The sequence below is a fragment of the Ralstonia pickettii genome, assembly GCF_030582395.1.
In the GTDB taxonomy this organism is placed as follows: Bacteria; Pseudomonadota; Gammaproteobacteria; order Burkholderiales; family Burkholderiaceae; genus Ralstonia; species Ralstonia pickettii_D.
Window position 1 is genome coordinate 3,075,210 of sequence record NZ_CP104381.1, and the last position, 14,924, is coordinate 3,090,133.

Genomic DNA, 14,924 nt, shown 5'->3' on the forward strand with positions numbered 1-14,924 from the left:
TCCTTCAGCATCGCGGGTCTTGCGCAATACGGCGCTAGCGTTGGCAGTTCGCATTCACACTCTCAAGATCAATAGAGGAGCGGTTTGACGACCTCCCTGTACGTGCGCCTGCCGCACCGGCCCATTCAATCGCCCGAACGCTGGTCGGCGGGCGCGCTTGCCTCCGTGCCCTTCGCGCTGGTGCGCGAAGAAGGCGCACAAGGGCCGCAGCGCGTTCAGCGCGAAGGCACGTCGCGCACCGACGAGCTGCCCGCGGCCGATCGCCTGATCCTTCTGCTGCCCGCCGCCGATGTGCTGCTGGTGCCCGCCAACGTGCCGCCGCTGGCGCTGCCCAAACTGCGTCTGGCGCTGCCCAACCTGGTGGAAGAGCGCCTCGTGCAGGATGCACAGCAGTGTCATATCGCCCTTGGGCCCCGCCTGGGTGATGCCCCTGCACGCAACTGGCGCGCGCCGCGCGAGCCGCAGTCGCGCGCGCTGATGATTGCTGACCGCGCTTGGGTCCGCTTCATTCTAGATACCTTCGCCGGCCACAAGCACCGCACCTGCCATCTGCTGCCCGCACAGCTTTGCGTGCCGTTTGAAACGCCTACTGCCGCGGCGACCGCACATGCGGAATCGACAAACGCGGGCGAACGCGCAGAGCCGTCGCTCGACGCGGCCGATGCGCCTGCACCTGCAGCCGAAGCGCCCGCTGCTGAAGCCGTGGCAACGGTCGTACCAGCAACCATCGCGCTCGATGCGGCACCGCCGTCCGACCCGGACGCGCCTGTCGCCATCGACATCACCGTACGCACCGGCCGCGCCGAGGGCTACGGCCTGCGCGTGCTGCCGGCCAACGTCGGCAACTGGCTCGGGATTGCACCCACGCCGGCCACGCTGATGGTCTCGCCCGCACTGCGCGAGCTGGCGCCCGGCTTGTCGGCCGACCCCACCGCCGCCACGCTGGACTGGTCAACCTGGGCGGCGGGCGCCCGCGACGCCCTCGCCTCAGGCGAAGCCGATCTCTGCCAGTTCGACTTTGCACGCGGCGGTGTGGCCGGCATGGACTGGAGCCTCTGGCGCCTGCCGATCGCGCTGGCCGTGCTGATCGTGGTCGTGCAGCTGATCGGCATGAACGCGCGCTGGCTCACGCTGCGCGCCGAACAGAAGCGGCTCGATACCGCCATGCGCGCGCAGCTGCAGACGGCATTCCCGAATACGCCGGTGATCCTCGACCCGCCCGCGCAGATGCGCCGCCAGGTCGAACAACTGCGACTGGCCGCCGGCAAATCGGCGCCGGAAGACTTCCTGCCGCTGGCCGATCGCTTTGCCCAGGCGGCCACCGGCCTTGCGCCCGACGCGCTGCTCGCGCTCGACTACCATGGCCGCGCGCTCACGGTCACGCTCAAGGACGGCACCGACACCGCCAGCCTGCGCACCGCCGCCCGCAATGTCGGCCTGAACATGGATGCCGCCGAGGCGCCGCGCGGGGCTGAAGCCACCGTGCCGGGGTCGCGCTGGACGGTGTCCATCGCCCAATAACGAATATTCCATGGCGACATCCTCCTCTTCCTCCCGATCGTCATCCCGCCGCCTGCCGCGCATTGGCGTGCCGGACCCGGTACGCGATGCGGCCACGACGTTCTGGATGCAGCGCGAACCGCGTGAACGCCGCATCCTTGCCGGTGGCGGCGTGGTGCTGTTGCTCGTGATCGTCTATCTCGCGCTGTGGGAGCCGGCCTTCGAGGGCCAGCGCCGCATCGAGAAAGCCCTGCCGCAAATGCGTACCCAACTCGCCGAGATGGAAACGCTGGGCCAGGAAGCGCGCGGCCTGTCGGCCATTGCCGCGGCGCCGGTGCCGCGCGGTGCGGAACTGGAGCAGGCGCTCAACGCGAGCCTCACCAACCACGGGCTGAAGGCCACGCGGATGGCGATGTCGGGCGAAAGCGTGCAGGTGCAGCTGGACAAGGTCCCGTTTGGCGCCGTCGCCGAATGGCTGCAGGAGGTGCGGCAGGCGCAGCGCATGAAGGTGATCGACACGAACATCAAATACGTGGGCGCAACGGCCCTGGTCAACGTGACGGCGACGCTGCAAGGCCCCGCCGCCCCGGGCCGCTGACGGGTCCGATCGTGCCGATGGGGATTGAATCGCTGCCGCCGCTGCGCCTGCGCCGCCGTGCCGAATCCGACGAGCGCACGAGCCTCGGCTGGCGCGTGTTGTGGTGCGGCGTGGCGCTGCTGGCCGTGGGCCTGACCGTGGTGGCGCAGTATCCGGCCGCGTGGGCCGCAGAACGCATCGCCGCAGCCACGGGGCACCGTGTCTTGCTGGCCGACAGCCAGGGCACTATCTGGCACGGCAGCGCAACGCTGGCGCTGACCGCCGGCAACGGCGGCGCCGATGCGACCGTGCTGCCGGGCCGCCTGTCGTGGTCGATCGACATGCTGCCGCTGCTGACCGGCACGCTGCGGGCGCACCTGGCGCACGATCGCGCGCTGAAGAAGCCCGTCACGCTGACAGTGACGCCGGGGCATTGGGACGCAGAGGCCGGCACGATCGCCTTGCCCGCATCGTTGCTGGAGGGCATTGGCGCCCCGTTCAACACGCTCAAGCTGGACGGCCGACTGCGGGCGCAATGGACGCCGCTCTCGGGCCAATTCGGCCGTGGAAAGGACCAACCAAACACCGCCCAGGGCGCGCTGACTGTCACGCTCGAGCAGGTATCATCCAGCCTCAGCCGGGTGCGGCCGCTGGGCAGTTACCAGGCCGTGGTGTCGTTTGGCGGCGTGAGCGGTGCGCCGATGCAGTTGTCGCTGTCGACGCTGGCCGGGCCGCTCAGTCTGCAGGGCCAGGGCACCCTTGGGCCCAGCGCGCATTTTGACGGGGTGGCGAGTGCCACGCCGGAGTCGGAACCGCAATTGATTGGCCTGTTGAGTCTGCTGGGCCCGCGCGACGGGTCGCAGCATCGACTCCGCTTTTGATCCTCAAGCCGGCGCGCGAGCCAGCGTGTCGACAACCATGAACGAGACCATGTACAACGCCTCTTCCCGACTCACCGTTCGCGCCATCGTCCTGGCATGCTGCGCAACAATGGTGGCCGGCTCGATGCCAGTCTTTGCCGCCCCGCCGAGCGCGGCATCTTCCCAGAACGGCGCCGCCGGCAACCCGGGGGATGAGGTCTCGCTGAATTTCGTCAACGCGGATCTGGACTCGGTGGTCAAGGCCGTCGGCCAGGCCACCGGCAAGAACTTCATCGTTGACCCGCGCGTGAAGGGCACCGTCAACCTCGTCACCGAAAAGCCCGTGACGCGCTCCCAGGCGCTCGAATCGCTGGGCTCGATCCTGCGCATGCAGGGCTATGCGATTGTCGAGGGCAACGGTTTCACCAAGGTGGTGCCGGAAGCCGACGCCAAGCTGCAGGGCTCGCCCACCAGCGTAGGCGCGGCAGGCTCACGTGGCGGCGAACAGGTCGTGACGCAGGTCTTCCGCCTGCAGCACGAATCGGCCAACAACCTGGTGCCGGTGCTGCGCCCGATGATCGCGCCCAACAACACGATCACCGCCTACCCGGCCAACAACACGCTCGTCATTACTGATTACGCCGACAACCTGCGCCGCATCGGCCGCATCATCGCGTCGATCGACACGCCCGTGGCCGGCGAGACCGAGCTGATTCCGCTGAAGAACGCCGTGGCCATCGACGTGGCGGCCACGCTGCAGAAGCTGCTCGATCCGTCGGCCGGTGGTGCAGGCGGCGCGGCCGGTGCCGGCGCGGCGCTGTCGGACCCGAGCCTGCGTACGTCGGTCGTGGCCGAGCCGCGTTCGAATAGCGTGATGGTGCGTGCGTCGAGTGCGGCACGTCTGGCGCAGGCCAAACAACTGATCGCCAAGCTCGATGTGCCGAATGCACGCCCGGGCAACATCTGGGTGGTGCCGCTGAAGAATGCCAACGCGGTGCAGCTGGCCACTACGCTGCGCGCGATCGTCGCGGCCGATGCCACGCTGTCGGCCTCGGCATCGACCGGCCCGGGCGGCCAGAGCGCCGCGCAAGGCGCCACCTCGCAGCCGGCGGGCGGCGTGAGCAACGTGCAGAACCAGAACACGCAGAACACCAGCTACGGCAGCGGCTCGGGATCGGGCAGTGGTTCGGGCAGCGGCAGCTCCTCGTTCCGCGCCTCGTTCGGGCAGAACAACACGCCCACCACCGGCGGCATCATCCAGGCCGATCCGGCCACCAACGCGCTCATCATCACCGCCAGCGAGCCGGTCTACCGGAACCTGCGTGCCGTGATCGACGACCTCGACGCGCGCCGCGCCCAGGTTTATATCGAATCGATGATCGTTGAGGTGACGGCTACCAAGGCGTCGCAGCTCGGCATCCAGTGGATGGTGGGCGCAGGCGGCCCGAATACGTACGGCGGCGGCGGCACCAACTTCGGCACGGGTTCGGGCAACCTGCTCACGCTGGCCGGCACCATCGCTACCATCACCACGGGCGGCATCGGCAGCACGGCGGCGCAGACGGCGCTGTCGAACGTGAACGTAGGGCAGCTGAACGGCGGCCAGTTCGGCGTGTTCAACAAGGCTTCGGGCCTTGGCGTGCTGCTCTCCGCGCTGGGCTCGGACGGTTCGGTCAACGTGTTGTCGACCCCGAACCTGATCACGCTCGACAACGAAGAAGCCAAGATCCTGATCGGCCAGAACGTGCCGATCACCACGGGCTCGTATGCGCAGACGGGCACGTCCGCGTCGGTCACGCCGTTCCAGACGTTCGACCGCAAGGACGTCGGCATCACGCTGCGCGTCAAGCCGCAGATCACCGACGGCGGGCTGGTGAAGATGCAGATCTTCCAGGAGTCGTCGGCCGTGGTGCCGGGCACGCAGAATGCGACACAGGGCCCGACCACCAACGTGCGCTCGATCGAGACCAATGTGCTGGCCAACGACGGCCAGGTCGTCGTGTTGGGCGGGCTGCTGGAAGACAACTATCAGGACGGCGAGCAGAAGGTGCCGGGCCTGGGCGACATTCCCATCCTTGGCGCGCTGTTCCGCTCGGAAAACAAGACGCGTGTGAAGACCAACCTGCTGGTGTTCCTGCGCCCGATCATCCTGCGCACGGCCGATGCCACTGGCGCGCTGTCGGACAACCGCTACAACTACATGCGCGACACGCAGCAGGGCTTTGTCTCGCCGAACATGCTGCCGACCACGTCGGACAAGGACACACCGGTGCTGCCCACGCCCGAGGCCATGCGCCCGGCTGACAACTACGGCGATGTGTCGATCGTGCCGAAGGGGCCGGCCGGCACGCAGGTGCCCCCGGGTGCCCCGATGCCAATGCCGCAAGGCACTACGCGCAGCCAGCCGCGCCTGCAGAACTTCGCGGCGCCCACCTCGGGCGGCTACGACGGCAACGCGCCGCGCAATGGCGGCTGACAACGGACAACGAACCATGGCCACGCACGCTTCCACCACCGACGTCAGCACGCTCGAGCCGCCCTCGCAGTCCGCCGTGCGGCTGGTGCCGTATGCGTTTGCGCGCGACGCGAAATTGCTCGTCGCCCGCCAGGACGTCGACACGCTGGAAGTGTGGGTCTGCCCTGAAACCTCGCGCACGGCGCTCGCTGAACTCGGCCGCGTGTTCGGCGCGCTGCATCTGGTGACGCTCGGCACGGCGGCGCTGTCCACCGCCACGCAAGCGGCCTACAACGCGCAAGACGGCAGCGCGGCCCAGGTGGTCGGCGAAGTGGAAGGCGAAGTCGACCTGTCGCGCCTGATGCAGGACATTCCGGCCGTGGAAGACCTGCTCGAATCCGAAGACGATGCGCCGATCATCCGCATGATCAACGCCCTGCTCACGCAGGCCGCGCGCGAAGGCGCCTCGGACATCCATATCGAGCCGTTCGAGAATGCATCCGTCGTGCGCTTTCGCGTCGACGGCACGCTGCGCGACGTCGTGCGCCCGAAGAAAGCGCTGCACGGCGCGCTGATTTCGCGCATTAAGATCATGGCGCAGCTCGACATTGCCGAGAAACGCCTGCCGCAGGACGGACGCATCACGCTGCGCGTGGGCGGTCGCCCGGTTGACGTGCGCGTGAGCACCCTGCCCACCGGCCACGGCGAACGCGCGGTGCTGCGTCTGCTCGACAAGGAAGCCGGCCGGCTCGACCTGGGCAAGCTCGGCATGGGCGCCGGCACGCTGGCGCGCTTCGACCACCTGATCAACCAGCCGCACGGCATCGTGCTCGTCACCGGCCCCACGGGTTCGGGCAAGACGACCACGCTGTATGCGGCGCTGTCGCGGCTCGACGCGGCATCCACCAACATCATGACGGTGGAAGACCCGATCGAATACGACCTCGACGGCATCGGCCAGACGCAGGTCAATCCGAAGATCGACATGACGTTCGCCAAGGCGCTGCGCGCCATCCTGCGCCAGGACCCGGACGTGGTGATGATCGGGGAAATCCGCGACCTGGAAACCGCGCAGATTGCGGTGCAGGCCTCGCTGACGGGCCACCTGGTGCTGGCGACGCTGCACACGAATGATTCCGCTTCCGCCGTGACGCGCCTGATCGACATGGGGATCGAACCGTTCCTGCTGTCTTCATCGCTGCTGGGTGTGCTGGCGCAGCGGCTGGTACGCCGCCTGTGCGTGCATTGCCGCCGCGAAGAAGTGCTCGAACTCACGCCTGCAGAAGTGGAAGCCGTGGCCGGCACGCCGATCGCAGACGGCGTGGCACCGGCGGCACCGGCACGCAAATCGGTCTGGCATCACGTCGGCTGCGAGCGTTGCAGCAACTCCGGCTACCAGGGCCGGACCGGTGTCTACGAACTGCTGACCGTCACACCCGAAATTCAGACGATGATCCACCGCCAGGCCGCTGAATCCGAGATCAAGGCGTTCGCCATCGGCCAGGGCATGCAGACCATGCGCATGGATGCCCAGCGCTGGATCGACACGGGCGCTACGTCGCTGGAAGAAGTGCTGCGGGTCACACGCGACTAAGGCGCGATTACACGAATAGCGCATGCCAGCCTTCCGTTACGAAGCCGCCGACGCCGCCGGCAAGACCGACAAGGGCGTCATCGAAGCCGACAGCGCCCGCCAGGCGCGCACGCTGCTGAGGGCACGCGGGCTGACACCGCTGCTGGTCGACGCGCTGGGCGCGCAGGCCACCAAGCGCGGCGGGTCGAGCTTCGGCAAGCGGCTCTCGGCGCAGGAAAACGCACTCGTCACGCGCCAGCTCGCCAGTCTGCTGGTGGCGGGCCTGCCGCTCGATGAAGCGCTGGCCGCGCTGGCCGATCAGGCCGAACGCGCGTACGTCGGCGAACTGCTCGCGGCCATCCGCGCCGAGGTGGTGGGCGGCAGCTCGCTGTCGGTGGCGCTGGCGCAGCATCCGAAAGATTTTCCGGACATCTACCGCGCCCTCGTTTCAGCGGGCGAACACTCCGGCAACCTCGGCCTCGTCCTTTCACGCCTGGCCGACTACATCGAGAGCCGCAACGCGCTCACATCGAAGATCAAGCTGGCCTTCACGTACCCCGCCATCGTCACGGTGGTGGCGTTTGCGATCGTGATCTTCCTGCTGTCATACGTGGTGCCGCAGGTGGTGAGCGTGTTTGCCAACACCAAGCAGAAGCTGCCGACGCTCACGATCATCATGCTGTGGCTGTCGGACTTTGTGCGGAACTGGGGGTGGCTGGCGGCGATCGTGCTGGTGGCGTTGGGCTTGCTGATCCGCAATCTGCTCAAGCAACCGGCGTTGCGGCTGTCGTGGCACAAGTGGCTGCTGACTGCACCGCTGTTCGGCAAGCTCGTCCGCGGTTACAACACCGCGCGGTTTGCCAGCACGCTGGCGATTCTGACCAGTGCCGGCGTGCCGATTTTGCGCGGGTTGCAGGCAGCGGGTGAAACGCTGAACAACGTTGCGCTCAAGACCAACGTGGAAGATGCTTCCACGCGCGTGCGGGAAGGAACTTCGCTGGCGCGGGCGTTGGCAGCGCAGAATCAGTTTCCGCCTGTGCTGGTGCATTTGATCCGCTCGGGTGAAGCGACGGGGAATCTGCCTGCGATGTTGGAGCGGGCTGCGCAGGGCGAGGCGCAGGAGCTTGAGCGCCGGACGTTGTTTCTCACGGGCTTGCTGGAGCCGGCGCTGATTTTGACGATGGGTGTGGTGGTGTTGTTGATTGTGCTGGCGGTGTTGATGCCGATTATTGAGATTAATCAGTTGGTGCACTGAGGTTTTTGGCTTGGTGGTCCACCCCCCTTTCGTTCCCTTCCGGGACCGACTCACTTTTCTTTGTCTTGCCAAAGAAAAGTAAGCAAAAGAAATGCGCGCCCGAGATGGCGACTTCCCCTTGAATTTATGTCGCAGGGAGGGAGGGGAGGCAAACTCGCTGCGCTCAGACAGCCTCCCCTCTTTTTCCTCCCTGCAACAGAAATTCAAGGCGCCATCTAGGGCAGGAAAGTCAAAAAACAAAGCCACACCCTCGGGGCGCAAGCCCAAAAGAAAAGGCCAACCTCGCGACGGGTGGGCCTTTTTCTTTTGACGTTGAGCCCTTGATGGCGCCTTGAATTTTCGTAAGCGGGCGGAAAAAAGGTGGGGAACTGTCTGAGCGAAGCGAGTTTTCCCCACCTCCGCCCGGTTACGCAAATTCAAGGGATGGGTCGCCATCTCGGGCGCGCCTTTCTTTGCTTACTTTCTTTGGCAAGACAAAGAAAGTGAGTCAGCCCCGGCAGGGGATGAAACAAGGGATGCACCACCAAGACCAAACCAAAACCAAAACCAACGACTACCCCGCCCCCTAACGACATCACGACATCACCACATCCCCCACCGGCACCCGCGCACTATCCCTCCACTCCCGCACATAGTCAGGTGTACCCGCAGGCGCGGCCTGCACCACCGGCGGCAACGGCAACAGCGCCATCGGCAGCACCCCAGCCCACACAGGCAACTCAAGGTCTTCAGCATCATCCTTCGGCCCGCCCGTGCGCACTTTGCACGCCGCCTCATCCAGCGGAATCCGCAGCACGGTCGTGGCGGCCAGTTCCTTGGCATTGCCAGGCCGTGCCTGCTGCGAACGGCCAGGCGCGAGCACTTCCATGAACGTATCGAGCACCGCAGGCTTCTGCGAATCCGGCACGATTTCGAACGCGCCATAGATAACGGCCGACCGATAGTTCATCGAATGATTGAACGCCGAGCGCGCCAGCACCAGGCCATCGAGGTGCGTGATGGTCACGCAGACCTGCGCGCCGCTACCTGCCAACCTGAGCATGCGGCTGCCGTTGGAACCGTGGATGTAGAGATGACCGCCCTCGCGCCAGCACGCGGTGGGGATGCAATGCACGCCATGATCGTCGGCGAAGGCGATGTGGCAGACGTAGGCCTCGTCAAGGATGGCATGCAGCGTGGTGCGGTCGTAGTGGCCGCGGTGCGCGACGCGGCGCACGCGGGTCCGTGCGGTGGGCGATGTGGGCTCTGTGGTGGACATGTGGGGCTCCGGATCGTCAATCGATAGGCCGACGGTAAAAAAACCGTGGCACCATGCATAGACCCACAAAAGCCAGAATTCCTGGAGCCACGATGGATTACGGGGTCCTGCTGTCGAACTACGAACGCACATCGATGCACGGCGAAGGCGGAACGCGCACTTCGCAGCAGCAACGGCTGTATGCGTGCCTGCGTACCGCCATCCTGAGCGGACAGATCGAGGAAGGTACGCGCCTGGCGCCATCGCGCACGCTGGCCGAAGAGCTGGGCATTGCGCGCAACTCGGTGCTCTACGCCTACGAGCAACTCGCCGCGGAGGGCTTCGTGCTCAGCCGACGGCAAGGCACGGTGGTGGCGCGCGTTGGCCTGCAGCAGACGCCCACGCCAGCGCCCGAAGCCGCGCCCGAGCTCTCGCGCCGCGTGAAAGACCTCGAACGCCCGCGCGGCGGCATGGACGACCTGCTGCCCTTCCTGCCCGGTACGCCCGCGCTGGATGAGTTTCCGCTCGCGCAATGGCGCCGCTGCATGGAGCGCGGGTGGCGCCGCATCGGTCCGGGGCAGATGGGCTACGGCCCGGTCGAAGGCAATGTCGCCCTGCGTCAGGCCGTGGCGGAATACCTGCGCGTTTCGCGCGGCGTGCGCTGCGACGCGACGCAGGTTTTCATCACCGACGGCACGCAGAACAGCCTCGACATGTGCGCGCGCACGCTGGCCGATGCAGGCGACACCGCGTGGATCGAAAACCCCGGTTATTACGGTGCCCGCGCCGCCTTGCAGGCCGCAGACATGCGATTGATCCCGATCAGCGTCGATGTGGACGGTCTCGCCCCGCGCGAAGAAGACTGGCGCGACACGCCGCCCCGGCTCATCTACATCACGCCGTCGCACCAATATCCGCTCGGCGCGGTGATGAGCCTGGAGCGCCGTCTCTCGCTCATCCAGCACGCACGCGCTGCTGGCGCATGGATCATCGAAGACGACTACGACAGCGAGTTCCGCCACACGGGTGCGCCCCTGTCCGCCGTGCAGGGGCTGACTGAGAATGCGCCGGTCGTCTATCTCGGCACGTTCAGCAAGATGCTGTTCCCGGCACTGCGCCTCGGCTATATGGTGGTGCCGCCTGCGCTGGTACCCGCTCTGAAGAAGACGGCCGGTGCGCTGATGCTGCGCGGGCGCGTGGCTGAGCAGCTGGCGCTGGCCGAGTTCATCGAGGCAGGACATTTCACGCGGCACCTTAGGCGCATGCGTCGCCTCTATGGCGAGCGCCGCGATGCGCTGCAGGCCGCGATCGAGCGCCACCTTGATGGCATCGTCACCGTATCGGGCGGCGCGGGCGGCATGCATCTTTCCGCCCGGCTCGACGCCCCGGTGCCCGACACCGAAGTCAGCCGGGCCGCCCGTGCGCACGGAATGGTGTTGCGGCCGCTGTCGCGCTTCTGCCTGCCGGGCACGCTGACGGCGCAATACAACGGCCTTGTGCTCGGTTACGGCAACGTGCCGGCCGAAGCGATGGACGGATTGGTGAAGCGCATGCGGGACGTCATCGAAAGCGTGAGGGGCTGACTCGCCAGTGCAGCCGTGCGCTGCATGGCTTTGCCGCAAACGTTGCATGCACCGCACAACCGGTGCAACCCCGTCTCACGACGACGTGCACGCGTGCATCAGGCACCACAACCAAGGGAAAACCCGCCCCCATTCTTGCTGCGTTGCACGGTGTTCCGAATGTCACGCGATGCTACGATGCCTCGACCTATGGCTGTCTGCCAGTTTCCACAAGAAGCGGCGCAGGCGGCACCAAAAGAGACCTGCTGTCGGTGATCCCGGCACACCCACACGGAGCACGCATGAATGCCCCTCTGAACGACGCGCTACGCCGCGCGCTCGAAACTGTTTCCCTGGACGACAAGTACACGCTCGAGCGTGGCCGCATCTACATCAGCGGCACGCAGGCACTGGTGCGTCTGCCGATGCTGCAACAGGAGCGCGACCGCGCCGCTGGGCTGAACACGGCGGGCTTCATCTCCGGCTACCGCGGTTCGCCGCTGGGTGCGCTGGACCAGGCCTTGTGGAAGGCCAAGAAGCATCTGGCCGGCCACAACATCGTCTTCCAGGCGGGGCTCAACGAAGACCTGGCCGCCACGGCGGTCTGGGGCTCGCAGCAGGTCAATCTGTATCCGAACGCCAAGTTCAGCGGCGTGTTCGGCATGTGGTACGGCAAGGGGCCGGGCGTGGACCGCACGATCGACGTGTTCAAGCACGCCAACTCGGCGGGCTCGTCCGCGCATGGCGGCGTGCTGGTACTGGCAGGCGATGACCACGCCGCCAAGTCGTCCACGCTGGCGCACCAGTCCGAGCACGTCTTCAAGGCGGCCGGCATTCCGGTGCTGTATCCGTCCAACGTGCAGGAATACCTCGACTACGGCCTGCATGGCTGGGCAATGAGCCGCTACTCTGGCCTGTGGGTCTCGATGAAGTGCGTGACGGACGTGGTGGAATCGTCGGCTTCGGTCGACGTCGATCCGCACCGCGCGCAGATCATCCTGCCCGAAGATTTCGTCATGCCGCAGGGCGGCCTGAACATCCGCTGGCCCGATCCGCCGCTGGTGCAGGAAGCGCGCCTGCTCGACTACAAGTGGTACGCCGGTCTGTCGTACGTGCGGGCCAACAAGCTGGACCGCGTGGTGCTCGATTCGCCGCAGGCGCGCTTCGGCATCATGACCGCCGGCAAGGCGTATCTGGACGTGCGCCAGGCGCTGGTCGATCTCGGCCTGGATGAGGACACCTGCCGCCGCATCGGCATCCGCCTGTACAAGGTCGGTTGCGTGTGGCCGCTGGAAGCGCACGGCGCGCGTGCGTTTGCGGAGGGGCTGCAAGAGATTCTGGTGGTGGAAGAAAAGCGCCAGATCCTGGAATACCAGCTCAAGGAAGAGCTGTACAACTACCGCGACGACGTGCGTCCGCGCGTGTACGGCAAGTTTGACGAGCGCGACAACGCCGGCGGCGAATGGTCGGTGCCGATGGCCAACTGGCTGCTGCCGGCGCATTACGAGCTGTCGCCTGCGCTGATCGCCCGCGCCATCGCCACGCGCCTGGAAAAGTTCGAGCTGCCGTCGGACGTGCGCGCACGCATCGCTTCGCGCATCGCCATCATCGACGCCAAAGAGAAGGCGCTCGCCAAGCCGCGCGTTACCGCCGAGCGCAAGCCGTGGTTCTGCTCGGGCTGCCCGCACAACACGTCGACCAACGTGCCGGAAGGCTCGCGCGCGCTGGCCGGCATCGGCTGCCACTACATGACCGTGTGGATGGATCGCCGCACCGACACCTTCAGCCAGATGGGCGGCGAAGGCGTGGCGTGGATCGGTCAGATGCCGTTTTCGGGCGACCAGCACGTGTTCGCCAACCTCGGCGACGGAACGTATTACCACTCCGGCCTGCTGGCGATTCGGGCCTCCATCGCGGCCAAGGTGAACATCACCTACAAGATCCTCTACAACGACGCCGTGGCCATGACGGGCGGCCAGCCGGTCGACGGCCCGCTGTCGGTGCCGCAGATTGCCGCGCAGGTCTACGCCGAAGGCACGTCGCGCATCGTCATCGTCACGGACGAGCCGGAGAAGTACAACGCCGCCATCAAGCTGCCCGAAGGCGTAACGGTGCACCACCGTGATCGCCTTGACGCCATTCAGCGCGAGCTGCGCGAGGTGCAAGGCACCAGCGTGTTGATCTACGACCAGACCTGCGCGACGGAAAAGCGCCGCCGCCGCAAGCGCGGCACGATGGTTGATCCGGCCCGCCGCGCGTTCATCAACGACGCCGTGTGCGAAGGCTGCGGCGATTGCTCGGTCAAGTCGAACTGCCTGTCGGTCGAGCCGCTGGAAACGGAGCTGGGCACGAAGCGCAAGATCAACCAGTCGTCCTGTAACAAGGATTTCTCGTGCGTGAACGGCTTCTGCCCGAGCTTCGTAACGGCCGAGGGCGCGCAGGTGCGCAAGCCGGAATCCCACGGCGTGTCGATGGAAGGCTTGCCGCTGCTGCCGCATCCTGAGCTGCCCGCCATCCAGCGCGCGTACGGCGTGCTGGTGACCGGCGTGGGCGGCACGGGCGTGGTGACGATCGGCGGCCTGCTCGGCATGGCCGCGCACATCGAAGGCAAGGGCGTGACCGTGCTCGACATGGCGGGCCTGGCGCAGAAAGGCGGCGCCGTGCTCTCGCACGTGCAGATCGGCGAGCGCCCCGATTCGATCCACGCCACGCGCATCGCCATGGGCGAGGCGGACCTCGTGATCGGCTGCGACGCGATTGTCTCGGCGTCGGATGAAGTGCTGTCGAAGGTGCAGCACGGTCAGACGCGCGCCATCATCAACAGCACGGCATCACCCACGGCCGACTTCATCAAGAACCCGAACTGGCGCTTCCCGGGCAGCTCGGCAGAGGCGGACATCCGCGCGGCCGTCGGCGACGCCTGCGCGTTTGAAGACGCCAACACGCTGGCCGTGCGCCTGCTGGGCGACGCCATCTTCACCAACCCGCTGGTGCTCGGCTTCGCGTGGCAAAAAGGCTGGGTTCCGCTGACGCACGACGCGCTCATCCGCGCGATCGAACTCAACGGCGTGGCCGTCGAGAAGAACAAGACCGCGTTCGAATGGGGCCGCCACCTTGCTCAGGACCGCGACGCGGTGCTCAAGCTCGCCGGCGATGCGCCCCGTGCCAAGGCCGACGTCATCGCCCTGCCCTCGCTCGACACGCTGATCGCCCGCCGCGTCGACCTGCTGACCGCCTACCAGAATGCTGCATATGCCGCTGAATTCCGCGCGGTGGTGGAGCGCGTGCGTGCAGCAGAAGCCGCCGTGGTGGGTGCCGGCCAGCCGCTGGCGCTGACGGAAGCCGTGGTGCGCAATCTGTCGAAGCTGATGGCGTACAAGGACGAATACGAAGTCGCCCGCCTGTACACCGATCCGGCATTCCTCGACAAGCTGCGCGCCCAGTTCGAAGGCGAACCCGGCCGCGACTACCAGCTCAACTTCTGGCTCGCGCCGCCCATGACGGCCAAGCGTGACGAGAAGGGCCACCTGGTCAAGCAACGCTTCGGTCCGAACACGATGCGGATCTTCAAGGTGCTCGCCAAGCTCAAGGGCCTGCGCGGCACGGCGCTCGACATCTTCGGCAAGACCGAAGAACGCCGCACCGAGCGCGCGCTGATCGGCGAATACCGCGCGCTGGTCGATGAACTGGTGAAGGGCCTGACGGCGCAAAAGCTGGCGCAAGCCGTGGAACTGGCTCGCCTGCCGGAGGACATCCGCGGCTTCGGCCATGTGAAGGAGGCCAACCTGGCTGCGGCGCGCATCCGCTGGAACAAGCTGCTGGCCCAGTGGCGCGATCCGGCGGCGGCACAGCAGGCGGCCTGATCGGCGCTAAGCGTTCGGCATCGCCAATAAAAAACGGAGGCT

At 66.6% G+C, this 14,924-nt stretch carries 9 protein-coding genes; 8 read left to right on the plus strand and 1 reads right to left on the minus strand.

Annotated features, from left to right (window positions below; all coding sequences use genetic code 11):
- Positions 1–84: 84 nt before the first annotated feature.
- The 6 genes from gspL to gspF are packed head-to-tail and all read left to right on the plus strand — an operon-like array spanning position 85 to position 8,220.
- Positions 85–1,521, plus strand: coding sequence for a type II secretion system protein GspL (gene gspL / locus N5B55_RS14870; protein WP_304538536.1), 1,437 nt, complete (start codon positions 85–87; stop codon positions 1,519–1,521).
- A 10-nt stretch (positions 1,522–1,531) separates the two neighbouring features.
- Positions 1,532–2,098 (plus strand): type II secretion system protein GspM, encoded by a 567-nt coding sequence (gspM, locus tag N5B55_RS14875; RefSeq protein ID WP_065858112.1) that lies wholly within the window; start codon positions 1,532–1,534, stop codon positions 2,096–2,098.
- A 17-nt stretch (positions 2,099–2,115) separates the two neighbouring features.
- A complete protein-coding gene (locus tag N5B55_RS14880; RefSeq protein WP_304538537.1) occupies positions 2,116–2,958 on the plus strand; it encodes a type II secretion system protein N in 843 nt (280 codons plus the stop codon).
- 37 nt (positions 2,959–2,995) lie between these two features.
- Positions 2,996–5,413: a type II secretion system secretin GspD gene (gspD, locus tag N5B55_RS14885; RefSeq protein WP_065858116.1), complete on the plus strand. Its 2,418-nt coding sequence runs from the start codon at positions 2,996–2,998 to the stop codon at positions 5,411–5,413.
- A gap of 16 nt (positions 5,414–5,429) precedes the next feature.
- Positions 5,430–6,986, plus strand: coding sequence for a type II secretion system ATPase GspE (gspE, locus tag N5B55_RS14890; protein WP_304538538.1), 1,557 nt, complete (start codon positions 5,430–5,432; stop codon positions 6,984–6,986).
- A 22-nt stretch (positions 6,987–7,008) separates the two neighbouring features.
- Positions 7,009–8,220, plus strand: a complete 1,212-nt coding sequence (gspF, locus tag N5B55_RS14895; RefSeq protein WP_304538539.1) for a type II secretion system inner membrane protein GspF — start codon at positions 7,009–7,011, stop codon at positions 8,218–8,220.
- 574 nt (positions 8,221–8,794) lie between these two features.
- Here gspF and N5B55_RS14900 read toward each other — a convergent pair.
- Positions 8,795–9,478 (minus strand): pyridoxamine 5'-phosphate oxidase family protein, encoded by a 684-nt coding sequence (locus N5B55_RS14900; protein ID WP_304538540.1) that lies wholly within the window; start codon positions 9,476–9,478, stop codon positions 8,795–8,797.
- 92 nt (positions 9,479–9,570) lie between these two features.
- On the opposite strand from N5B55_RS14900, the gene pdxR reads away from it, so the two are divergent.
- Together pdxR and N5B55_RS14910 are read left to right on the plus strand one after the other, a co-directional pair.
- Entirely contained in the window at positions 9,571–11,040 is a 1,470-nt protein-coding gene (gene pdxR / locus N5B55_RS14905; RefSeq protein ID WP_304538541.1) for a MocR-like pyridoxine biosynthesis transcription factor PdxR, read from the plus strand.
- Positions 11,041–11,321: 281 nt separating this feature from the next.
- Positions 11,322–14,882: an indolepyruvate ferredoxin oxidoreductase family protein gene (locus N5B55_RS14910; protein ID WP_304538542.1), complete on the plus strand. Its 3,561-nt coding sequence runs from the start codon at positions 11,322–11,324 to the stop codon at positions 14,880–14,882.
- Positions 14,883–14,924: the final 42 nt, after the last annotated feature.